We start from the raw sequence: 22524 nt of genomic DNA, 5'->3' as shown, positions 1-22524 counted from the left end.
AAATTATTGTTCGTAACGAAAGCGGAATTTTTCTTGTTCAGCGGCCGCTTTGGTCAGAATCCACTGACGAAAGGCGGCTATTTTACCCAGTTCTGCCTGACTGTCATGACAAACCAGATAAAAAGCATTTTTACTGACCAGAACGTCGTTAAAGGGACAGACAAGACGCCCGGCTTCAATTTCTGATTGCGCCATGACGTTGTTCGCCAGCGCAACCCCCTGTCCGTGGATGGCAGCCTGTAGCACCATTGCGCTATGGCTGAAAATAGGTCCCTGCTGCACATTAATATGATTCAGCCCCAACTGACGCGTATAGGTCTGCCAGTCTCTTCGCGAAGCATCATGCAGTAATGTATGTTTTGCCAGATCTTCCGGCGTCTTTAACGGCTTATCGCCCGTCAGTAATAACGGTGAACACACCGGCAGTAAATATTCTGCGTACAATTTTTCGACGCGCAAGCCCGGCCAGTTGCCACGCCCATAAAAAATAGCGACGTCGACATCATCAGCCAGCTTATCTTCCTGACGGTCCACGGCCTGAATTCTGACATCGATTCCCGGATAAGTTGAGTTAAAGCTTGAGAGTCGAGGAACCAGCCACTGGATCGCAAAACTGGGCAATAAACTGACCGTAAGCGCGCCTTTTGCACTCCGCGCCTGAAGTTTACGCGTCGCTTCGGTTAATTGCGAAAAAATCTCTTTGATGTCGAGGAAATAGCTCTGCCCCTCTTCCGTTAGCAAAAGCGAACGATTGCGACGACGGAACAGTTTTAGCCCCAAAAAATCCTCAAGTGACTTGATTTGGTGACTTACTGCGGCCTGCGTCACAAAAAGCTCTTCTGCTGCGCGAGTGAAGCTTAAATGCCGCGCTGCGGCATCAAAAACACGTAATGCATTTAAGGGTGGTAATCGTTTTGACATGGCTTTTAGACTTTGATGTTAAATAAATTTAACAATTAGGTAACCTTGTGTAACCTATTAGTTTTTTTAATCTGAGCCATTATAATTTGTCCGTTGAGGTTCTACCAGCAAATACCTATAGTGGCGACACTTCCTGAGCCGGAACGAAAAGTTTTATCGGAATGCGTGTTCTGATGGGCTTTTGGCTTACGGTTGTGATGTTGTGTTGTTGTGTTTGCAATTGGTCTGCGATTCAGACCATGGTAGCGAAGCTACCCTTTTTCACTTCCTGTACATTTACCCTGTCTGTCCATAGTGATTAATGTAGCACCGCCAATTGCGGTGCTTTTTTTTGTCCATGACCGACCGGTTACTGATCCAGTTCGACCATCTCTTTAACGTCAGTACGATTGATCTGCTGTTTGTTGCCGTTAGCGTCTTTATAAGAAATCATGCCGGTTTCATCATCGGTTTTTGGCTTACCGTCTGACACGATAGTACGGCCATCATTTGTGTGCATCACATAATTCGGACCGGAACAGGCGCTCAGGGCAAAAGTCAGCATACATGCAGAGATCATTGCGGCAGTCTTTTTCATTTTCATCTTCTTCTCCTTAAAGCTGTTTATGCTAAATAAAACGGGTTCCGTAACAGGCAAAAACATTCGCCTAACACTATTTAGCATAACCTGCTTCCCTGACTTCACCAGGATAACCAGACAATTCCGATGGTTAGGACAAACCTTGTATCACAGCCCTTTTTGCGCCACGATCGGTATACTGAATTGAGGAATACCATGAACGCTTTCAATCCTTCGCAGTTTCGCGCGCAATTTCCTGCCCTTACCGATGCGGGCGTTTATCTCGACAGCGCCGCGACGGCGCTTAAGCCTCAGGCCGTGATCGACGCCACGCATCAGTTCTACAGCCTGAGCGCCGGAAACGTCCATCGCAGCCAGTTCGCCGAGGCACAGCGGCTAACCGCGCGCTATGAAGCGGCGCGCGGCAAAGTGGCGCAGTGGCTGAACGCGCCTGATGATGCATCGATTGTCTGGACACGCGGCACCACGGAAGCCATCAATATGGTGGCGCAATGCTATGCCCGCCCGCGCCTGCAACCCGGCGATGAGATAATCGTCAGTGAAGCGGAGCATCACGCGAATCTCGTTCCCTGGCTGATGGTCGCTCAGCAGACGGGCGCAAAAATCGTCAAACTGCCCCTAAATGCCCTTTTCCTCCCCGACGTGGAGCGTCTGCCTGAACTCATCACGCCACGCAGCCGGATTCTGGCGCTGGGACAGATGTCGAACGTCACGGGCGGCTGCCCGGACCTGGCGCGCGCTATCACGCTGGCGCACGCGGCAGGGATGGTGGTGATGGTTGACGGCGCGCAAGGCGCGGTGCATTTCCCCGCCGATGTACAGCAGTTGGATATTGATTTTTATGCCTTCTCCGCCCACAAGTTGTACGGCCCGACGGGCATCGGCGCGCTGTACGGCAAACCGGCCTTACTGGAAGAGATGTCCCCGTGGCTCGGCGGCGGCAAGATGATCGCTGAAGTCAATTTTGAAGGATTCACAACCCAGGCCGTTCCCTGGCGTCTGGAAGCCGGCACGCCAAACGTGGCTGGAGTTATTGGCCTTAGCGCCGCGCTGGAGTGGCTGGCGGAAGTGGATATGGCGCAGGCCGAAAGCTGGAGTCGCGGTCTGGCGACGCTGGCGGAAGACGCGCTGGCGAAGCGTCCGGGTTTCCGCGCTTTCCGTTGCCAGGACTCCAGCCTGCTGGCCTTCGATTTTGCCGGCGTTCATCACAGCGATATGGTGACGTTACTGGCCGAATACGGCATCGCCCTGCGCGCCGGGCAGCACTGCGCGCAGCCGCTACTGGCGGCGCTTGGCGTAACGGGCACCCTGCGCGCCTCTTTTGCGCCGTATAATACAAAGCATGATGTGGATGCGTTGGTCAGCGCCGTTGACCGCGCGCTGGAAATACTGGTGGATTAATGACAAGCCCTCTTTTTGCCGGACACCCGTTTGGCACGACCGTAACGGAAGAGACGTTACGCGCTCTCTTTATCCCGCTCTCGCAGTGGGAGGACAAGTATCGCCAGCTTATTCTGTTGGGTAAGCAACTCCCGGCATTGCCGGATGAGCTAAAAACGCAGGCAAAAGAGATCGCAGGATGTGAGAACCGCGTCTGGCTGGGGCATACCCTGTCAGAGAAGGGAACGCTGCACTTTTTCGGTGACAGCGAAGGGCGTATTGTACGCGGTTTGCTGGCGGTTTTACTCACGGCGGTAGAGGGAAAGACCCCGGCGGAACTGCTGGCGCACTCGCCGCTGGGGTTGTTTGATGAGTTAGGCTTAACAACACAACTTAGCGCATCGCGCAGCCAGGGGCTGCATGCGCTGAATAACGCGATTCTTGAGGCTGCCCAGCAAGCCGGATGACGACGCTGATGCGTCTTATCCGGCCTACAACACCGCACGAACCGTAGGTCGGATAAGCATAGCGCCATCCGACACAATCAAGCCTGACGCGCCGCCTTCGCCATCATCTTCTTCAGCGCATGAGACACAGCAACAAAGCCAAAGGTCGCAGTTACCATCGTGGCTGCGCCGAATCCAGAGGCGCAATCCATTCGTTTCGGCCCCTCCGCCGTCGCTTTCATCGCACATACGGAACCATCAGCCTGCGGATAAACCAGCGCTTCCGTTGAGAACACGCAGTCCACGCCCAGTTTGCCCTTGCTGTTTTTCACCACGCCAAAGTCGCTTTTCAGCCGTTCGCGCAGTTTCGCCGCCAGCGGGTCCTGGATGGTTTTCGCCAGATCCGTTACCTGAATCTGGGTCGGGTCTATCTGCCCACCCGCCCCGCCGGTGGTGACTAACGGAACCTTATTTCGGCGGCACCAGGCAATCAGCGCGGCTTTTGGCCGCACGCTGTCGATGGCATCAATGACATACGAAAACCCTGCGCTCATATACTCCGCGACGTTATCCGGCGTGACAAAGTCATCCACCACCGTCACCCGGCACTCCGGGTTGATCTGACGAATACGCTCGGCCATCACCTCGGCTTTCGCCAGACCGACGTTATCGCGTAGCGCATGAATTTGCCGGTTGATGTTGGTGACGCATACGTCATCCATATCGATGAGCGTGATCGCGCCAATGCCGGTACGCGCCAGCGCCTCTGCCGCCCAGGAGCCGACGCCGCCGATCCCGACCACGCAAATATGCGCACCGGCAAACAGCTGCAACGCTTTTTCACCATACAGACGGGCGGTGCCGCCAAAACGCTGGCGCCAGGCATCACTAATTACAACAGACATACGACCTCAGAATTAAAAAGGGGTAATACGATCGTAGGCCGGATACGTCGCTTGCGACGCCATCCGGCATGATTTGCCTGATGGCGCTACGCTTATCAGGCCTACGATTTAAATCTTCAGCGAAGCCGCCATCAGGCAATCAGCCGCTAAATACGTTACCGGTTCCCGGGGCGTTTTTCAGCACCCAGACGCGCCCATAGTGATTATACCAGCCTGCGCGGTGCCCGGCGTCCGGGCCTATCCCCTGATAAATATCAAAGTGCTGGCCTTTAATCGCGCCGCCCACGTCCAGCGCCACCATCAGGCGCAGTTCGTACTGGCCGTTAAACTTGCCGTTGTTATCCAGCAGCGGGACTTCCGCCAGCAGGGTTGTTCCTGCCGGGATAATGCTGCGATCGGAAGCCACAGACGCACGACCGATAAGCGGCACGGCGCTGGCGCCTTTCACCGGCGCAAAAGATTGCGGCTTAAAGAAGACGAATGACGGGTTTTGCTCCAGCAGCTCGCGCACTTCCGCTTCACTGTGGGTTTCTCCCCAGTGGCGAATGGCCTGCATCGACATATCTTCTTTCTTCACTTCACCGCGATCGATCAGCACCTTGCCGATACTGCGGTAAGCATGGCCGTTTTTCCCGGCATAGCTGAAGAAATTCAGCGGGCTGCCGTCGCCAAAATCAATATAGCCGCTGCCCTGAACGTCCATGATGAAGTTATCCATCAGCGAGTTGCTGTACGCCAGAATGTAGCTGTCGCTCAGCGCGCCGGAATAGATCTCGGCACGAGACGGTAAGCGGCCGCGTTTTGGCGGCATGCGATAAATAGGGTACTGGAACTCGCCCTGACGGGTATGGCGCGCCTGGATAACCGGCGTGTAGTAGCCAGTAAACTGGACGTTGCCGTAGTTATCCGCCCCTTCCATCTGCCAGGCATCAATACCAAACTGGCGCATCATTCGCGTATCGCCACCGGAACGTAACCACTCCTGCACGGCGTTATAGACGTTGCTCTGGTTGCCATACAGACGCGGCGACGCGCTGCGGATTTGGTTGACCTGCTCGGCGAAATCGCCTGCGTTGATAGGCGCCCCAATGGCGTCAGGTTGGTTCACCAGTGAGAAAGGCTGGGTAAACTTCCCGTCTTTATACTGCTGGCCGCGATCGGTCGGTTTAGAGGAACAGGCGGCAAGCATTGCAACCACCGCCCCCATAAGAAGGTAATTTGCCCAACGTCCTTTCATGAGTTCTCGTCTTTTAGCTGTAAATCTTGCGCTATGAAGATAACAAACCCCCGAACCTAATGAAATGCGAAGCGCTCCCCTGACGCAAATTACGCACAAAAAACGTACCAAAGCGCGTTGTTTTTGCACACAATCATCCCAATTTCGTGATCCGGGTGAAAAAAGGGTTGCATGAAAATGTTAGCAGAGTATAGTGCGCATCCACGGACGCGGGGTGGAGCAGCCTGGTAGCTCGTCGGGCTCATAACCCGAAGGTCGTCAGTTCAAATCTGGCCCCCGCAACCAATACAATGTGAAGAAAAGGTTACTCGATGAAAGAGTAACAGACGGACGCGGGGTGGAGCAGCCTGGTAGCTCGTCGGGCTCATAACCCGAAGGTCGTCGGTTCAAATCCGGCCCCCGCAACCAATATTAAACACCTTAACGGGTGTTTTTTCGTTTCTGCGGTCCGTAAAAAAAGCGCCTTTCAGCGCTTTTTTATTATCCCCTTCTCGCCAGCGTCGCCCCATCGGCAAAGTAGGCTTTAATACCCGCCAGAATCGACTCCGCCACTTCCTGCTGGAACTTCGCCGTTTTGAGCTTACGCTCCTCTTCAATATTACTGATAAAGGCGGTTTCCACGAGAATAGAGGGAATATCCGGCGCTTTCAGCACCGCAAAGCCGGCCTGCTCGACCTGATTTTTGTGCAGATTATTAACCCTTCCCAGCTTGTTGAGCACCGCTTTACCGAACTTCAGGCTATCGGCGATGGTCAACGATTGCACCATGTCGAACATCGTGTGATCGACATAGCGATCGCCGCTTTTACTCACGCCGCCGATCAAATCCGAGGCGTTCTGAGTTTGCGCGAGGTATTTTGCCGCCGTACTGGTCGCGCCCTTCGTCGAGAGCGCAAAAACGGATGAACCGCTGGGCTGTCGGCTGGTAAACGCGTCCGCATGGATAGAGACAAACAGGTCGGCGCGCTGCTTCTGGGCTTTCGCCACGCGCACTTTCAGCGGAATGAAGATATCCTCATTACGCGTCATGTAGACCTTCATATTGCCTTCTCTCTCAATTAACGCGCGCAAGCGGCGGGCAATCTGCAACACCACGTCTTTTTCGCGCGTCTTGTATTTCCCCACGGCGCCGGGATCTTCCCCTCCATGACCGGGATCGAGCATGATCACGATCGGGCGATCGCGTCCCGCCTTGCCCGGCTGCGGCCCGCTCTGCGCAGGCGGCACCTGCTTATCCAGATCGCCTTTGTTGTAATCTTCCAGCAGCGCCAGCAACGGGTCCTGCATATCCTGCGCATTGGCAGGGTAGAGATCCATCACCAGGCGTTCTTTAAAGCCCGCCACCGGCGCAAGGGCAAACAGCTGCGGTTTCACGTTTTGCTTCAGCTCAAACACCATCCGCACCGTCTGTGGATCAAACTGCCCCACTCGCGCTGACTTGATATACGGATCGTCCGCGCGGATCTGCGCGCCAATGCCTTTAAGCACCGAGTTCAGATTCACACCTTCAATATCCACCACCACGCGCTCAGGGTTACTCAGGGCAAACTGTTTGTATTTCAGCAGACGGTTCGATTCCACCGTGACGCGGGTATAGCTGGACGCAGGCCAGATGCGTACCGCGACGACCTGGCTGACGGCAGCCAAACCGACCTGACTTACGCTCAATAGCCACATGGCGCCCGTCCCTTGTAGTAAACGACGGCGACTGATTGCTGAGTTGGATCCCGACATGCTTCTCCCGAGCAAAACAAACTTAACGGTGCTGATGTACAAAACGTCTAAATTGACCGGAAACTTTAGCGAATGACGCATAATCTGTCATCTATAAAAGGGTAAACTTTCTTTTTGTATTCACGGTATTACTGGGAGAAAACTTCAGCGGGATTAAAATTTGCGCTTGCGCACGACGGAAAAACAGAATAAAAATACATTAATTTCGAATAATCATGCAATGAGGGTGTGCCGTGGTGAAGGAACGTAGAACCGAACTGGTACAGGGATTCCGCCATTCTGTTCCCTATATCAATACCCATCGGGGAAAAACGTTTGTCATTATGCTTGGCGGTGAGGCCATTGAGCATGAAAATTTCTCCAGTATCGTCAATGACATCGGGCTTCTGCACAGTCTGGGCATTCGCCTGGTGGTGGTGTATGGCGCGCGTCCGCAAATCGACGCGAACCTTGCCGCACATCATCATGAGCCGCTGTACCACAAAAATACCCGCGTGACGGACGCCAAAACGCTGGAACTGGTTAAGCAAGCGGCAGGCACGTTGCAGCTGGATATCACCGCCCGTCTGTCGATGAGCCTGAACAACACCCCCTTACAGGGCGCGCACATCAACGTCGTCAGCGGCAATTTTATTATTGCACAGCCGTTGGGCGTGGATGACGGCGTGGATTACTGCCACAGCGGACGCATTCGCCGTATTGATGAAGAGGCAATTCATCGCCAGTTAGACAGCGGCGCAATTGTGCTGATGGGGCCGGTCGCGGTTTCCGTCACAGGCGAAAGCTTTAACCTGACCTCAGAAGAGATCGCCACCCAGCTCGCCATCAAACTGAAGGCGGAGAAGATGATCGGCTTCTGTTCGTCGCAAGGGGTAACTAACGACGAAGGCGACATCGTTTCCGAACTTTTCCCGAACGAAGCGCAGGCACGCGTTGAAGCGCAGGAAGAAAAAGGCGATTACAATTCAGGCACCGTGCGGTTCCTGCGCGGCGCGGTGAAAGCCTGTCGCAGCGGCGTGCGTCGCTGCCATCTGATTAGCTACCAGGAAGACGGCGCGCTATTGCAGGAGCTGTTCTCACGCGACGGGATCGGGACGCAAATCGTGATGGAGAGCGCCGAGCAGATTCGCCGCGCCACCATTAACGATATCGGCGGGATCCTGGAGCTGATTCGCCCGCTGGAGCAACAGGGGATTCTGGTGCGCCGCTCCCGTGAACAACTGGAGATGGAGATCGACAAATTCACGATTATCCAGCGAGATAATCTGACCATCGCCTGCGCCGCGCTGTACCCTTTCCCCGAAGAAAAAATCGGCGAAATGGCCTGCGTGGCGGTACATCCAGATTATCGCAGTTCATCGCGTGGCGAAGTCTTGCTGGAGCGGATCGCCGTGCAGGCAAGACAGATGGGCCTCAGCAAGCTGTTTGTGCTGACAACACGCAGTATTCACTGGTTCCAGGAACGTGGGTTTACGCCGGTGGATATCGAACTGCTGCCCGAGAGCAAAAAAGAGATGTACAACTATCAGCGTCGTTCAAAGGTGTTGATGGCAGATTTGGGATAACCATTTTGCCTGACGGCGACGCTAAAGCGTCTTATCGGGTCTACGGGGATGCTGTAGGCCGGATAAGCGCAGGCGCCATCCGGCAACTTGCCTCACAGCCCGTTATTAAAAAACGCGGACAGTCCGCTACGTCGCTCCGTGCGCGTCGCAATTGCCCCGCTCAAAACCCGTTCATCGGCATAGAGAGACAGGCGACGACGTGCGCGCGTCACGGCGGTATACACCAGCTCACGGGTCACAACCGGCGAGCGCTGGCTGGGTAAAATCAGCGCCGCATGATCGAACTCCGATCCCTGCGATTTATGCACCGTCATCGCCCAGGTTGTTTCATGCTCCGGCAAACGGCTGGGCTGCACCGACTTAATGCTGCCATCCGGCATGGCGAACCACACCCTCAACCCCTGGCCGCGATCGAGCGCAATGCCGATATCGCCATTGAACAACCCCAACGCGCTGTCATTGCGCGCAATCATTACCGGACGCCCTTCATACCAGCGGCTGTGCGGGTGACGCTGAATTTTGCGCTTTTGCAGCATAACCTGTTCGATGCGTTCATTCAGACCGCCAACGCCAAACGGCCCTTCACGCAGCGCGCACAGCAACTGGTACTCATTGAAAGCCTGAATAATCGCCCCCGGCTCCGCGCCCTCGCGAACAAGCGCCAGATAACGCCCATAACCGGCCAGCGCCTCATCGAGCATGGCGGCGTAATCCTCGCTGCTCTGTAGCGTTCGTTTTTCAATATCGCTAAATCCCTGCTGAAAGACCGTTTTCATCGCCGCTTTATCGCCGCGATTAATGGCTGCCGCCAGTTGACCAATGCCGGAATCATGCCCGAAGCGATAGCTTTTTTGCAGCAAACACAGGCTATCGCGCAAAGAGGCTGCCTCCGTGCCTGCGCCCGCAGGAATGGGGCTTCCCGTCAATCGGCTCAGCTGCTGCGCGCGCCCGGCGGTAAATCCGGCATTCACCCAGGCGCAGATATCGCCCAGCACCGCCCCCGCCTCAACGGAAGCCAGCTGATCGCGATCGCCGAGAAAAATCACGCGTCCGTGCGGCGGCAGCGCCTCAATTAGCCGCGACATCATCGGCAAATCGATCATTGATGCCTCATCCACCACCAGCACGTCCAGATGCAGCGGATTTCCCGCGTGATGGCGCAGCCTCTGGCTACCGGGCTGTGCGCCCAACAGCCGGTGCAACGTACTGGCGTCATCCGGGATGCGTTTTTTTTGCTCATCCGTGAGCGGAAGCTGGCGCAATGCCGCGCCAAGCGACTCGGTCAGACGCGCCGCCGCTTTCCCCGTCGGCGCCGCCAGTCGTATACGGCATCGCTCGCCGTCCGCCATCTGAATCAACGCGGCCAGCAGCTTCGCCACGGTAGTGGTTTTACCGGTGCCAGGCCCGCCGGAAATGACGGAAATACGGCGCGTCAACGCCACGGCCGCCGCCACTTTTTGCCAGTTGACGTCATCCGTCGGCGGGAAAAGCGCATCCAGCGTGCGGGCCAGTTGCAGTTCATCTACCGCGATCGCCTGGTTAACCTCGCTAAAAAAGCGGGCTACCGTGCGCTCGTTACTCCACATCCGGTTCAGGTAAAGGCGATCTTCATGCAGAATCAACGGCGTTGGCCGCTCTCCCCGACTGACCGCCCCGGAAGCCAGCAGACACGATGCCCAGTCTTCAGGCGCGTCCCTCTCGCTAAACCAGGAGACCAGTAGCGGATGCGACTCTTCCGTTATCGCCAGGCGCGAAAGCGGCATACAGACATGCCCTTCCCCCGCATCGCGGCTGAGCAATGCAACGGCCAGCGTTACGCACGGATCGTCCTGCCCGGCAACCGCCAGCGCAAACTGAGCGTCTAATGGCCGCAACAGCTTTTGTTCTACGGCCTCCAGTAACCGCTTCTGAATTGTCATTGCGCCTCCTCCGCTACAACGCCTGCAAACATCTCATCCATTAACGCAATCAATTCGCCGTCCGGCCGGGTCGAGAAAATGCCCTGCCGTGGATATTCACGGTCAACGCCGCGCAGGAAAAGGTAGATCACGCCGCCGAAATGGCGTTCATAGTCATAATCGGCGATGCGATGGCGCAGATAGCGGTGCAACGCCAGCGTATACAGCTGATATTGCAGGTCATAGCGATGCGCCTGCATCGCTGAGGCCATCGCCTCCTGAGTGTAGGCCGTGCTGTCTTCGCCCAGCCAGTTTGATTTGTAATCGAGCAGGTAATATCGCCCTTCATGGCGAAACACCAGATCGATAAACCCTTTCAGCATGCCGCGAACCTGCATGAAGTCGAGCGGCGGGCAGCCCGCCGAGAGCGGATCAAACCGGCGAATCAGCGCATCCAGTTGACTGGCGATAAGCGGCTGTGCGATCGGCAGATAAAACGCCATCTCCACCTGTTTTTCACGGGCAGAAAGATGACGCAGACTCACGCCGCGTTCGGTCAGGGGAGCCTGCAAAACAGCGTCCAGCCACTGCGTTAAAACCGGCTCCCAGTGCGCGTCATAACCGCCAAGCTCCAGTTTTTCCCGCACCCAGGCCGGGTCAACGGGCTGCGTAAAGTCGAGGTCTTCAAACAGGCTATGCAGGAATGTACCCGGCGATGCCCCTCGCGGGAACTGGTGCGGCGTCAGCTCCGGCTCTTCCACCACGTCCCCTACCCCGGCGGCATCCACATCCAGACGCGGAATTAAATCCTGGGCGACGCTATGGCCTTGCTGCTGTAAGCCGGAATAACTGGTTACTCGCCAGTTATCGGCAGACGTTCGGCGTAACGCTCTGGCGCTTAGCGCCGCACGCGACGCTTCCGTTACCTGCCAGCGTTCGCTGTCCGGTTCGGCTGGCGTCCGACAGGTGATATCCTCCCCGCAAAGCGCGTCAATGCAGGCGCGAAGCCCGGCGGCATCTTTCGGCTCACCTTTTTGCAGCAGGCGCCCGAGCGCGCTCTGGTGTACATCGGTATCGCCTTTCTTATCTCCGCGACGACGCACCAACGGCGCAACGCCGAGACTGCAATGCCACACCGAACGGGTCAGCGCCACATAAAGCAAACGCAGGTCTTCCGCCAGACGCTCTGCTTCCGCCAGTTCAACGCTCTCCTCGGCGTGGCTGAGATCCAGCACCGCGTCAAACGAATTGCGATCGTGATAAAACGCCTGATCCTGCACGCGGAAATGGGTAATAAAAGGCAGCCAGACGAGCGGATATTCCAGCCCTTTTGATTTATGGATGGTGACGATTTTCACCAGATGTTTATCGCTTTCCAGCCGCAGTTGCTGGCTGGCGGCATTGCTGTCCGGCTCAAGAATATGCTGCGACAGCCAGCGCACCAGCGCATGCTCGCTTTCCAACTGCGAACCGGCTTCCTGCAACAATTCGCTGATGTGCAGAATATCGGTCAGGCGGCGCTCGCCTCCCGCTGTCGCCAGCAGGTTTTCGGCAATATTCCGCGCTGACATCAGCGCGCGCAGCATGGGCATGACGCCGCGCTTATGCCAGATTTGACGATAGCCGTCGAACTCTTCGACCACCGTATCCCAGGCATTTTCGTCGTTATTCAGCGTTTCGATGTCCTGTGCGGTCAGCCCCATCATCGAGGCCGCCATCGCGCTACGCAGCGTATTTTCACGCTCAGGCGTCATGACGGCCTGTAAGATCCACAGCATCTCCTGCGCTTCCAGCGTCTCAAATACGCTGTCGCGGTTGGAGAGATAAACGGACGGAATCGCCAGCAGCGTCAGCGCATCACGAATTTGCGCCGCTTCCTGGCGGCTTCGCACCAGCACGCTGATATCCGAGGCTCGAACCGGACGTGAGGTTTTCTCGCTAACAAGCAGCGCATCGCCAGTTTGCCCGGCTTTCAGCCAGTCACGAATTTGCGTCGCGCACACCTGCGCCATGTAACTCTGATAGTCGCCGATGCCGCAGCTTTCCCCTTCCATCAACCACATATTCATGGCGGGCTGCGTCTCGCCGTTCAGCACAAAGCGCAGCGACTGGTTCTTCTGGGCCGATTTAACCGGCGCAAATGGAATTTCGCGGAACATAAAGGCGTCGTTCATCTGACTGAACAACGTATTCACGCTGTTGACCATGCCCGGTGCGGAACGCCAGTTGGTATCCAGCGTATAATGGGCGCTGACCTCGCTGCGGGCTTTCATGTAGGTGAAGATATCCGCGCCGCGAAACGCATAAATCGCCTGTTTCGGATCGCCAATCAGCAACAGCGCGGTGTCCGGCTGATGCCGCCAGATGTGGCGGAAAATGCGGTACTGCTGCGGGTCGGTATCCTGAAATTCATCAATCATCGCCACCGGGAAACGGCCACGAATTGCGCTTGCCAGCGCATCGCCGCTATTACTACGCAGCGCAACATCCAGACGACTCAGCATGTCGTCGAAACCTAATTCACCCCGGCGTTGTTTTTCCTGCGCAACCGTCTCGCGGATTTCCGCCAGCGCACGGGTGATCAGCAGATCTTTTATCGTCAACGGTTCAGCCAGCAGTTCCTCAATGGCGACAAACAGCGGATGCTGCGGGGTTATGCCGCCCGCTTTGGTTCTCTCTTCCAGGAATCGCCGGGAGAATTTCTCCAGCGCATCGGGTAATTGATAGGTTTGCGTTTCCGCCTGCGCCCACGCCGTGATCTTCTCGATCCATTTCGTCTGGTTGCCGCGATTGAATTTTCTGCGATCGATTCCCGACGACTCTATCACCCCATCCAGTTCATCAACGGACGCGCACCATTGCTGCTTCAGGGCGTTAATACTCGACAAAATGTGTTCGTGGCGAGACGCCAGCGTCTCGTCTGACGGCGGCGGGGCTTTGATAACCGGCGCTTCGCCCTGCAAATAACGATCGATATCTTTCAGTAGCGCCCGGGGGCCTTTCCACGCTTCAAAGACAACCTGGGCAATTTCGCGCGGCAGCGGATAACAGTGACGCCGCCAGAAGTCGGCGCAGGCCTGATAGCGCAGAAGAGATTCATCTTCGATTAGTTGCTGCTCGAACAGCATGCCGGACTCAAACGCATTCAGGCTGAGCATGCGCTGGCAAAAACCGTGGATGGTGAATACCGCCGCCTCATCCATCTGTCTTTCCGCCAACAGTAACCACTGCGCCGCCTGCTTTTTATCCTCGATCTCTTCCAGCAGGCGGGCATATAACGGGTTATCGGTAGTTTCACGCAGACAGGCGATGCGCAGTTCATGGATGTTGCTGCGGATGCGGCCGCGTAACTCTTCGGTGGCCGCCTCGGTAAACGTCACGACCAACAGTTCTTCCACGGTCAGCGGTCGGGGAAAGGCGGCAGAGCCGCCCAATCCGAGCAGCAGGCGCAGATACAACGCGGCGATAGTAAACGTTTTGCCAGTGCCCGCAGAGGCTTCAATCAGACGCTCGCCCGTAAGGGGCAAGCGTAAAGGATCAAGGGACTCAGCGGCATCATTCATTCTTTTCACTCATCAGGGGTAAGGTTTGCTGCAACGCGCTGACGTTCTCCCACACTTTCCAGCCTTCCGGGCGCACGTACTCTGCTTTCCCGTTCTGACTGCCGGAAACCTGTGACAGTATCGCCATGCCTTGCGGCTCAACCACCGCCTGATGGAAGAAATCGGCAAGTTTTTGCGGCGTCAGCAGTTTAATCTGAGCCACGATTTTATCACGTGAATCAAAGCGCATATTGCCGCGATCGAAATCTTTGCTTAATTTCGACGCTTCTTCGCCCAGCGTTTGCGGCGCTTGCAACATCTGCGCGATGATCGCCTGCTGAATTTGCGCAAACTCTTCCGGCGTCATCGCCCGCAGCTTCGCTTCCGCCGTTGGGAAGAATGCTTTGTAACGCTCCCAGAGATAAGACGGTTGCTTGTCGCTGCTTTGCAGCAGGAAACCCATTCCCCACTGACGCCCGACGCTCATCGGGAAAGCGAACACCGCATAGCCTAACTGTTCTTCAGTACGCAACTGATTATAGAACCACGGCTGAACGATTTGCCCTAACATCGCGCTGTAGGCTGAACTGGCATATTCATCGTAACCGGTTGGAACGAATACCGCCGCCAGCGCGGAGTCAGTGCTGCTCCCTGCCTTCTCAAAGATGACCGACTGCTTTTTATCCACCAGTACGTCTTTATTGCGACACCACTCTGAACCGTTGGCGCCAAGCTGCTGTTGGATATCCCGCGCCATGGTTTTCACCTGCGCTTCGCGCATATTGCCAATCACCAGAAACTCCGGTCGCGCGCCTGCTTTTAACGTATCGCGGTAAGCCATGACCTCTTTCAGCGTGATCGAAGGCAACAGCTTACGGCGTTCATCACGCTGGAAGTAAGGCACCTGAGAAAGCATCTGTGCCGGCATAATCGCCTGATCGTAGGCCTTCCCTTTTTCTGCGGAATCCATCATCTGCGCATACCAGGATTTCGCCTGTTCCAGCTGTTCTTCCGTCGCGGTGTAGCTGAAATACCCTTCCAGCAATGCCTGGAAAAGCTGCGGCAAGCGCTGCGTGTAACCGTTCGCGTTAAGCATCAGACCATTGTTGGCGTTGGTGGAAAAGCCAATCCCGCCGACCGATGCCTGGTTGCTTAACTGGTCGAGCGCGATCCCCGCGAGATAATCGTTTAATGCAAACATCACCTGGTTTCTGGCGCTGTCCATTGCTTTCGGGTTACGCAGAATAACGCTGACATCCGCCTTAGGCTCGCTGGCAAAATAACGGCTCGGCGCATAAACCACGCGCAAATCCGGTTCATCGACAATCAGCTCCGGGTGGGGATATTCCTTCTCCGGTTTGATCAGCGTGAAATCGTCTGGAATATAGGGATTAAGCTCCGGTAATGACAGCGCAATGCCCTGCGCTTTTTGCTGCCAGTCGGCGAGCGTTTTGTCGTCGATTTTATTCACCTGATAAGGTGCGTCGACAAAATAGGCCGTTTTGTTGTGCGGTTCCTTCGGGCTAATGTACCAGATACGCGCATTCTGCGGCGTCATCATCGCCAGGCGTGATTTCACCGCCGCCGCATCGTATTGATCGGCGATATTCACCGCATCCAGCGTATGTTCCACCGGAACGCGAATCATCGTATCCGCCAGCCATTCGACGTAATCCATATCACGGGTGATAGAGGGGTAACGGAAGTCGAGATCCAGCACATGCGCCAGCTCATCGAAGTAGCGTTTATCCACGCCTTTTTCACGTAACAGATTGAGATAGCTGAAGATGGCGGCGACAACGTCGTCCCGGTTCGCCAGCCCTTTGTCCGTCAGGGTAGCGGAAATAGCCAGTACGCCGCTGTTACCGTTAACCACCGGGTCAGAGTCCGCACGAATGCCTTCCACTAATCCTTGTTTTTGCAGCCAGTCGGAGAGCGTTCCCGGGCTCCGGTTGCCAATCAGGTAGGTCACCAGTTCGTCGGTTTTGCTGCGAAACTGCGCGCTGTTGTTATCAATACGAAACTCTACGCGCAGCACTTTACGCGGCAGAGCAGGCACATAATGAATGATGATGCCCTTTTGCGCGTCCGTTACTACCGGCACGGTAATTTCCGGCTTTTTGATATTTTTATTCGGCACCCGGCCATAGGTTTCAGCCGCAATACGCGCCAGTTCCGGCAGCGGTTTGTTACTGTAAATCACCGCCTTCATCAGGTTCGCTGAATAATATTTTTCGTGAAACGCCTGCAACGCCTGCTGAACCGGGTTGCCCGGTTTGTCGCTTAAAGTTTCCAGATTGCCGCCAGAGAAGCGCGAACCCGGGTGCGCCGGGTTGATGGTTTCTGCGCTGACCTGCGCCATACGCATACCGTCTCGCGTACGCGCCATCGTCAGTTCGGCATTGACCGCATTGCGCTCACGCTCGGCATATTTTTTATCCAACAACGGGGCGGCAATGGCATCGGCAAGGCGATCGACCGCACCTGACAGGGCGTCGTTTTCCACCTCCAGATAGAAGGCGGTACGATACGGCGCGGTGCTGGCATTATGGCTGCCGCCGTGCATTTTAAGGTATTCGGCAAGGCTGTCAGGCTGGGGATATTTTTTAGATCCCATCAGACTCATATGTTCGAGATAGTGCGCCAGCCCCTGATGTTCATCGGGGTCCTCCAGCGATCCAACAGGCACCACCAGCGCGGAAAGCGATTTTACCGCTTGCGGGTCGGATACCAGCAAAACCACCATGTCATTGTCCAGACGAATCGCCTGATACTGACGCGTATCTTTCTCGCTTTTACGGATGGTTTCCGCCAAAGGCTGCCAACCGGTATCTGCCTGACTTAAGGGTGCCCAAAGGGCGACAAACAACAGTAACGCTTTGAACCAGGTGCTGCGGGGCATTCACGAACCTCATCATTAACTTTCTTTCCCGCTCAGGTGAAGCGCGAGCGCGACGCTGGCGCTTATTGAGCAGGACAAAACTGTGTGCTAAACGAGTCAGCATCTCTTATTGTAAAATCAGTCCGTGACAGAAAACGCATCATAAATGAAGCCATTTAATTGCGCAATTTTTATACAACCCTCACGACTGATTAAAACGAAATAGCGGTAACAGATAACGTTGAGACTGAGAAATAATGCTCTCTATCGTCTTCGGCTCCAGCTGACGCCACAACCGTTGATACCAGATATCATCCCCTTCTCCGCGTATCACCATGTTACCTTCATAAGCCTGCAAGAACTTCGTCCGGGCTTTTTGCAGCGTGTCAGCATCATCTAACATGGCATCATTCGCCGCGTCATAACAAGCTTTTATCCATGCGCCGCCGCTTTCAGGAAGAACCAGCAGTGGGGATGACATCCCTTCCCGATAACCGTCAATCAGCTGTGCGAGGTAAGTTAACGCCTGTTCAGCCTCTAACGGCGGGAAGCGCCACTCTCCCTCTTTACGCAGGAACAAACGACTTTCGCCTTTTCCGCCACAGGCACAATAGACAAGGTGTTCCAGCCAAAGTTGCATTCCCTGCGCAACGCTTATTAAAGATGGGCGCCAGCGCAACAAACCGTCTTCCTGCACCTGCGGCAACCACCCCGTGATCTGCACGCCATTGCAGAGCAGATCAACTTCCATACTTTTCCCCGGCTGACGACACGCGATAATCCTGTCCGCCAGCGACTGCATCTCCTGACGCTGCGTATCCCAGAGGATCTCGCCAAAAGCGCCATACGGGAGATCGCCCGCCGCCCGGAAGCGACGGAATAAAAGCCCGGCATCCTCTTCTTCGACCAGCGTATTAAGCAACTGCTGATTAAGCTGATAGCGGGTTAGCCCTTCCAGAATGAACGGCTCCGTATCGGGAATTTCACTCTCTTCCGCGCGGAAATTCACCTGTAGCCGCATCTGGAAAAACGCCCGCACCGGATGCGCCCAGAAGCGCTGAAGTTTTTCCAGCGTCAACGTCTCAGGGAGTTCATAGGGCAACGGCTGTACAAAATCAGAATGGGCCTCGCCTGACTGACTTGCAGCAGGCAGCCATTCGCGCGCGTAGCTTTGCTGTTCACCGGGAAGATAGTTTTGCGCATCAAACGGCATCCGCGTGTGCAGGCGAGCGATATGCGCTTTCACGCGGGCCTCGCTCTCATCGCTGGTCAGTTCTTCATCTCCCGGCAAATAGTGACTTTGCCCGATATAATCCATCAGTTCCTGCACCAGGACTGACGGGAAACGTTCGCTGTTATCCTGAATAGAGCGCCCGATGTAGCTGATATAGAGCGTCTGCTGCGCAGAGATTAAGGCCTCAAGGAACAGGTAGCGGTCATCATCGCGACGGCTACGATCCCCGCGCATCGGTTTCTGACTCATCAGGTCAAAACCGAGCGGCGCCAGCTGACGCGGATAGACGCCATCATTCATACCAAGGAGACACACAACCTTAAAGGGGATAGAACGCATAGGCATGAGCGTACAGATGTTTACCGGCCCCGCCAGAAAACGCTGGCTGATGCGTTCCTGATCCAGCCTTTGCGCCAGCTCGTCCCGTAACAGAGACAGCGGCACCGCATCGCCATACTCCGCCTCAAGCCCTTCGGTGATAATCGCCTGCCATTGCTGCTCGATAAGGGTCATCGCGGCTTCCGTTTCCGCATCGGGCAGGAAAAAGTCATTGAGCATGTCGCGGCAAACCGGGAGCCACTCTTCCAGCGGACGCGCCTGCGCCAGCCCGCGACGCCAGAGGTTCAACTGCATCAGCAGGGACGCCAGATGCCCGACCAGCTCCGCAATCAGCCCGCTGGACTCGTCATAAGGCAGCACGGACTGCCACTCGCCCTGCGCGCTTTCCATCGCGTAACCCAGCAGCATACGCGTCAGGCCAAATTGCCAGGTATGCTGCCCCGTTGCAGGAAGCGCCAGCTCGCGCACGTTGTCGTCATCAATCCCCCAGCGGATACCCGACTCATTGACCCATAAGCGAAGATAGCGCAACCCTTCTTCGTTGATGTTAAATCGAGCCGCCAGAACCGGTACGTCCAGCAGCGCCAGCACATCTTCAGAGACAAAACGGCTGTCCGGCAACGACAGCAGGCTGATAAACGCCTGCAAAACAGGATGCGACTGACGCGCCCGGCGATCGGAGATGGCATAAGGCAGGTAGCGTTCGGCAGGCGCACTGCCAAATACGGCCTGAATAAAGGGGCTATAGCTGTCGATATCCGCCACCATGACGATAATATCGCGCGGCATCAGCGTCGGGTTGGCCTCCAGCATAGCCAGCAGACGATCGTGCAGGATCTCCACTTCACGCTGCGGGCTATGGCATACGTGAAAGGTCACGCTGGCGTCATTCGGGTCAAGCAGACGCTTGTTGTCGCTTCGGGCGTACTCTTCGAGGTTCACCCCAGCCACGGCGCGACTTTCCAGCTCAAGGATGTCCGCCTGAATGTTATGAAGCAGGTTGTCCGGGGGAATATCGACAAACGCATCCAGTTCCTGCGTGTTTTCCAGTTCGGAAAGCAAGTAGATGTAGTCCCGCCCCAGTTTCCCCCAGGACGCCAGCATCGGGTTCCCGACATCCTGCTCGCCGTCGCTATTAAATAACTCCCCGGCGCGTTGGTTATCGCGAAACAGCGGTAAGTCGCGCTCCTCAAAGCTGTGACGACGCTGACGAGCCACCAGTTTTGCCAGCCAGGCAGGATCTCTGATATCCCCCCAGTAATAACGGCAGGGGTTAGTGAACAGCAGATGGATTTCGATGTGCTTTCCCAGCGCCTGCAAGGCCCGGAGATACACCGGCGGCAGCGCGGAAATACCACAAATAAAGACGCGCGAAGGTAGCCCCGTCGGGCTAGTTGTCGCATTTTCCAGCGTCTGGATAAAACGCTGATACACATTCGCACGGTGCCAGCGCGGCTGCCCCAGTTCAGCCGTGTATTCCACCAGCGCCTTCCACAGCGGCGCCTGCCAGATCTGAGCCTCCCCTAACCCGTCAACCATCTGCCCCGCCTCCCACTGGGTAAGCCAGTCGGGGCGATAGACCAGATACTGATCGAAAAGATCGGCGGCACGCGAGGAAAGCTGGAATAGTTTGCGCTTATCAGCGTCGTCCGTCAGATAGTGGCGCAGTAGCGTAAAATCCTCACGCTCCAGCAGTTGCGGCAGCAGCGTCATCAGCTTCCAGCTCATGTTTTGCTTGCTGAACGCGCTCTCTTTCGGGATATCAGGCAGCACGCGTACAAACATATCCCAGATAAAACTCGCGGGTAGCGGAAAATCGATATTCGCGGCGATACCAAATTTCTGCGAAAGGGTCATTTGCAGCCACTGCGCCATACCGGTACTTTGAACCAACACAATTTCGGGTTCAAAGGGATCGTCAAGCCGATCGCGCTCAACGATGAATTCCATTAACGCTTCCAGCACGTCCAGACGGTTGGAGTGGTAGACCCTTAACATAGCAACTCCTGACTACTGACTTTTCGGGCAGTGTAAGCGCGACACCTGGCCTTGCCTGCCCAAAGGGGAAATGAGTTTAACGCTGATGCTGACACATCCCGCTTGTGTTGTCTGCATTCGGTTGGTCTGCCAGCTTTCGGGAGGTGAAAATGAATACAGCGCCGTTTGCTGCCAGCCGTACCGCCAGAGCTGTTGATATTGCGCCCTGACGACAAGACTCGTCATCAACGCCCGCTGATAACCCGATAACGCGGTGACGGTTATCACCAGCAGCGCCATCGCCAGTATCACTTCCGGCAGACTAAAACCACGCTGCCTGTTCAGGGTATCTGGCATAACGTCACCTCACTCAACGGGCAAAAATCGCTCCATCCATGCGGAGAAAATACAACGCCGCTTTCCTCCAGCGCTCCCAGACGCCAGACCGATGCGCCATCATACTGTGCAATCAATAAAGCGGTGTTGTTCGCGAGCAGGCGCAGGCAAACGCGGGCATTCGGCGTGGCGTATTGCCGACACTCAACCGCAGCCTGCGCCGACCATGACTGCATCCTTCCCCATTCCAGCGCCGACTGCGCCACCGCCTGACGCAGCAAGGCCCGGCTTTCTGTCGCCACCAGAGTGGAAAAACTCGCCTGCTGCTGGTTTGCCCCCTGAAGCAGCAGGCTGCCCAATACCAGCAGCAAAAGCACCATCGCCAGAGAAGACACACCCCGTTCACGTTTCACAGATTAAACCCGGTGACGCTGTATTGCGCCTTAACAGCAGTTTTAGAAGCCGCTTTACTGCGCCCCTGAAGAGACAGCGTCAGTACCGGTGCAAAACCGGGCATCTCCTGACGCTCAACGTTAAATGCCTCAATCTGTACCGTATTGGGATCGGTCATTTTATCCCACCCTTTATCTGCGCATGATGTTGCCCCACGCAGTGTTTCCAGCGTTTTATTGTTTAAACGAAACCCGGTCTGTTCGGCCTCTTTTCCCGGCGCAGTCTCCCAGCGCCCGTTATTATTGGCGTCCCACTGTACGATAACGCACTCCCCCTGCCCGGCAATCACCAGTCCTTTCCCTGTGCAGTTTCCCCGACAATATCCCGAGCGTTGCAGGTGTTTTGCCACGGTATAAGCACGCTGCCAGATCTCATCTTCCAGCAACAGCTGCCGCGTGGTCTGTAGAATCTCACGCTGTAGCGCGGGTAAAAATCGTGCCGCGCCGAGCAGTAGCATGCTGCTTATCGCCATCGCGATAAGTACCTCCAGCAGAGAAAAACCGCGCTCGTTCATCGACATACTTCGGCCTCGCGTCCCTCACAGAGCCGGATTCGCCCCCAGGACGAAACCACCAGACGCCATTCGCCCGCGGCGTTTTTCAGACGGATATGCCCGGCCCAGGCGGTATTGCGCAGACCAAAAAACGCCAGCGAGGGGGTGATCTCCACCATGTCTATATCGCGCCATGCTGGAATAAAGACGAACGGCGCGTCTGGCGTACAGGCACCTTGCGCCGAAGCAGTGCTGACAAAGCACCAGCCGCCGCGTTCTCTGATGACCTGAACAATGTGATCCCGGTTGTGCCAGTTCGCATCCTCACGCAGTTGCAGCAAATAATCCCGCAGCTGGCTGGCGGTTTGCCATAACCGTTGCTGCTGTTGCCAACGCTGCCAGCCATAGAGCCCTGTGGCGCTAAGGCTAACCATAAGAAGCATTGCGACCATTGTTTCAATGAGCGTATAGCCCTGTTGTTTTTTCATAGCGGCAGTATGCCGGGGGCGGAGAAAATGACGAGGCAAGAATGCAGATTATTCGGCGCGTTACGAGAAATAGTTATCGTATTACAGCGCGTTGCAAAAATTCGGGAATCAGCGC

The 22524-nt window shown here is 55.8% G+C and carries 16 protein-coding genes and 2 tRNA genes; 5 read left to right on the top strand and 13 right to left on the bottom strand.

Annotation, left to right across the window (positions count from 1 at the left end):
- Positions 1 to 3: 3 nt before the first annotated feature.
- Positions 4 to 921, bottom strand: coding sequence for a glycine cleavage system transcriptional regulator GcvA (gene gcvA, locus OGX93_RS16325; protein ID WP_012134925.1), 918 nt, complete (start codon positions 919 to 921; stop codon positions 4 to 6).
- Positions 922 to 1270: 349 nt separating this feature from the next.
- On the bottom strand, positions 1271 to 1498 hold the full coding sequence (locus OGX93_RS16320) for a YgdI/YgdR family lipoprotein (RefSeq protein WP_024130904.1): 228 nt from the start codon (positions 1496 to 1498) through the stop codon (positions 1271 to 1273).
- A gap of 198 nt (positions 1499 to 1696) precedes the next feature.
- Between OGX93_RS16320 and csdA the strand changes: the two genes are divergently transcribed.
- Both csdA and csdE read left to right on the top strand, forming a co-directional pair.
- Positions 1697 to 2902 carry a cysteine desulfurase CsdA gene (csdA, locus tag OGX93_RS16315; RefSeq protein ID WP_286448992.1) on the top strand — a complete coding sequence of 402 codons (1206 nt, stop codon included), beginning with the start codon at positions 1697 to 1699 and terminating at the stop codon, positions 2900 to 2902.
- The gene (csdE, locus tag OGX93_RS16310) at positions 2902 to 3348 is read left to right on the top strand and encodes a cysteine desulfurase sulfur acceptor subunit CsdE (RefSeq protein WP_071257909.1); all 447 of its coding nucleotides are present in this window, start codon (positions 2902 to 2904) and stop codon (positions 3346 to 3348) included. The genes csdA and csdE overlap by 1 nt, the downstream gene beginning before the upstream one ends.
- Before the next feature lie 77 nt (positions 3349 to 3425).
- Here the strand turns inward: csdE and tcdA are convergent, their stop codons facing one another.
- Both tcdA and mltA read right to left on the bottom strand, forming a co-directional pair.
- Positions 3426 to 4232: a tRNA cyclic N6-threonylcarbamoyladenosine(37) synthase TcdA gene (gene tcdA, locus OGX93_RS16305; RefSeq protein ID WP_071257908.1), complete on the bottom strand. Its 807-nt coding sequence runs from the start codon at positions 4230 to 4232 to the stop codon at positions 3426 to 3428.
- A gap of 139 nt (positions 4233 to 4371) precedes the next feature.
- The gene (gene mltA / locus OGX93_RS16300; RefSeq protein WP_012134931.1) at positions 4372 to 5469 is read right to left on the bottom strand and encodes a murein transglycosylase A; all 1098 of its coding nucleotides are present in this window, start codon (positions 5467 to 5469) and stop codon (positions 4372 to 4374) included.
- 208 nt (positions 5470 to 5677) lie between these two features.
- Here mltA and OGX93_RS16295 point away from each other — a divergent pair.
- Together OGX93_RS16295 and OGX93_RS16290 are read left to right on the top strand one after the other, a co-directional pair.
- Positions 5678 to 5754 (top strand) — tRNA-Met (locus OGX93_RS16295).
- A 46-nt stretch (positions 5755 to 5800) separates the two neighbouring features.
- Positions 5801 to 5877, top strand: a tRNA-Met gene (locus tag OGX93_RS16290).
- Between the two features lie 72 nt (positions 5878 to 5949).
- Here OGX93_RS16290 and amiC read toward each other — a convergent pair.
- Complete coding sequence (gene amiC, locus OGX93_RS16285) at positions 5950 to 7203, bottom strand: N-acetylmuramoyl-L-alanine amidase AmiC (RefSeq protein ID WP_024130905.1); 1254 nt, start codon at positions 7201 to 7203, stop codon at positions 5950 to 5952.
- Positions 7204 to 7436: 233 nt separating this feature from the next.
- Here amiC and argA point away from each other — a divergent pair, with 233 nt between their 5' ends.
- Positions 7437 to 8768 (top strand): amino-acid N-acetyltransferase, encoded by a 1332-nt coding sequence (gene argA / locus OGX93_RS16280; protein WP_024130906.1) that lies wholly within the window; start codon positions 7437 to 7439, stop codon positions 8766 to 8768.
- Between the two features lie 92 nt (positions 8769 to 8860).
- On the opposite strand, the gene recD is transcribed toward argA, so the two are convergent.
- From recD to OGX93_RS16240, 8 genes are all read right to left on the bottom strand, one after another.
- Positions 8861 to 10687: an exodeoxyribonuclease V subunit alpha gene (gene recD / locus OGX93_RS16275; protein WP_286448994.1), complete on the bottom strand. Its 1827-nt coding sequence runs from the start codon at positions 10685 to 10687 to the stop codon at positions 8861 to 8863.
- Entirely contained in the window at positions 10684 to 14229 is a 3546-nt protein-coding gene (gene recB, locus OGX93_RS16270) for an exodeoxyribonuclease V subunit beta (RefSeq protein ID WP_286448995.1), read from the bottom strand. The genes recD and recB overlap by 4 nt, the downstream gene beginning before the upstream one ends.
- On the bottom strand, positions 14222 to 17110 hold the full coding sequence (gene ptrA / locus OGX93_RS16265) for a pitrilysin (protein ID WP_047461534.1): 2889 nt from the start codon (positions 17108 to 17110) through the stop codon (positions 14222 to 14224). The genes recB and ptrA overlap by 8 nt, the downstream gene beginning before the upstream one ends.
- A gap of 181 nt (positions 17111 to 17291) precedes the next feature.
- Positions 17292 to 20660, bottom strand: coding sequence for an exodeoxyribonuclease V subunit gamma (gene recC / locus OGX93_RS16260; RefSeq protein WP_286448997.1), 3369 nt, complete (start codon positions 20658 to 20660; stop codon positions 17292 to 17294).
- 12 nt (positions 20661 to 20672) lie between these two features.
- Positions 20673 to 20996, bottom strand: a complete 324-nt coding sequence (locus OGX93_RS16255; protein WP_286448998.1) for a prepilin-type N-terminal cleavage/methylation domain-containing protein — start codon at positions 20994 to 20996, stop codon at positions 20673 to 20675.
- The gene (locus OGX93_RS16250) at positions 20981 to 21388 is read right to left on the bottom strand and encodes a DUF2509 family protein (protein ID WP_275155887.1); all 408 of its coding nucleotides are present in this window, start codon (positions 21386 to 21388) and stop codon (positions 20981 to 20983) included. The genes OGX93_RS16255 and OGX93_RS16250 overlap by 16 nt, the downstream gene beginning before the upstream one ends.
- Positions 21385 to 21948: a prepilin peptidase-dependent protein gene (locus tag OGX93_RS16245; protein WP_275155888.1), complete on the bottom strand. Its 564-nt coding sequence runs from the start codon at positions 21946 to 21948 to the stop codon at positions 21385 to 21387. Before OGX93_RS16245 ends, OGX93_RS16250 begins: the two co-directional genes overlap by 4 nt.
- Positions 21939 to 22409 (bottom strand): prepilin peptidase-dependent protein, encoded by a 471-nt coding sequence (locus tag OGX93_RS16240; RefSeq protein WP_286449000.1) that lies wholly within the window; start codon positions 22407 to 22409, stop codon positions 21939 to 21941. The genes OGX93_RS16245 and OGX93_RS16240 overlap by 10 nt, the downstream gene beginning before the upstream one ends.
- Positions 22410 to 22524: the final 115 nt, after the last annotated feature.

Source organism: Citrobacter sp. CK195, assembly GCF_030333365.1.
In the GTDB taxonomy this organism is placed as follows: domain Bacteria; phylum Pseudomonadota; class Gammaproteobacteria; order Enterobacterales; family Enterobacteriaceae; genus Citrobacter_B; species Citrobacter_B koseri.
The sequence above is the reverse complement of the archived record's forward strand: the minus strand, read 5'-3'. Positions and strand labels throughout refer to the sequence as shown.

Coding starts and splice junctions, on each gene's coding strand:
- gcvA (WP_012134925.1), bottom strand. CDS start 921: ATGTCAAAACGATTACCACCCTTAAATGCATTACGTGTTTTTGATGCC.
- OGX93_RS16320 (WP_024130904.1), bottom strand. CDS start 1,498: ATGAAAAAGACTGCCGCAATGATCTCTGCATGTATGCTGACTTTTGCC.
- csdA (WP_286448992.1), top strand. CDS start 1,697: ATGAACGCTTTCAATCCTTCGCAGTTTCGCGCGCAATTTCCTGCCCTT.
- csdE (WP_071257909.1), top strand. CDS start 2,902: ATGACAAGCCCTCTTTTTGCCGGACACCCGTTTGGCACGACCGTAACG.
- tcdA (WP_071257908.1), bottom strand. CDS start 4,232: ATGTCTGTTGTAATTAGTGATGCCTGGCGCCAGCGTTTTGGCGGCACC.
- mltA (WP_012134931.1), bottom strand. CDS start 5,469: ATGAAAGGACGTTGGGCAAATTACCTTCTTATGGGGGCGGTGGTTGCA.
- amiC (WP_024130905.1), bottom strand. CDS start 7,203: ATGTCGGGATCCAACTCAGCAATCAGTCGCCGTCGTTTACTACAAGGG.
- recD (WP_286448994.1), bottom strand. CDS start 10,687: ATGACAATTCAGAAGCGGTTACTGGAGGCCGTAGAACAAAAGCTGTTG.
- recB (WP_286448995.1), bottom strand. CDS start 14,229: ATGAATGATGCCGCTGAGTCCCTTGATCCTTTACGCTTGCCCCTTACG.
- ptrA (WP_047461534.1), bottom strand. CDS start 17,110: ATGCCCCGCAGCACCTGGTTCAAAGCGTTACTGTTGTTTGTCGCCCTT.
- recC (WP_286448997.1), bottom strand. CDS start 20,660: ATGTTAAGGGTCTACCACTCCAACCGTCTGGACGTGCTGGAAGCGTTA.
- OGX93_RS16255 (WP_286448998.1), bottom strand. CDS start 20,996: ATGCCAGATACCCTGAACAGGCAGCGTGGTTTTAGTCTGCCGGAAGTG.
- OGX93_RS16245 (WP_275155888.1), bottom strand. CDS start 21,948: ATGTCGATGAACGAGCGCGGTTTTTCTCTGCTGGAGGTACTTATCGCG.
- OGX93_RS16240 (WP_286449000.1), bottom strand. CDS start 22,409: ATGAAAAAACAACAGGGCTATACGCTCATTGAAACAATGGTCGCAATG.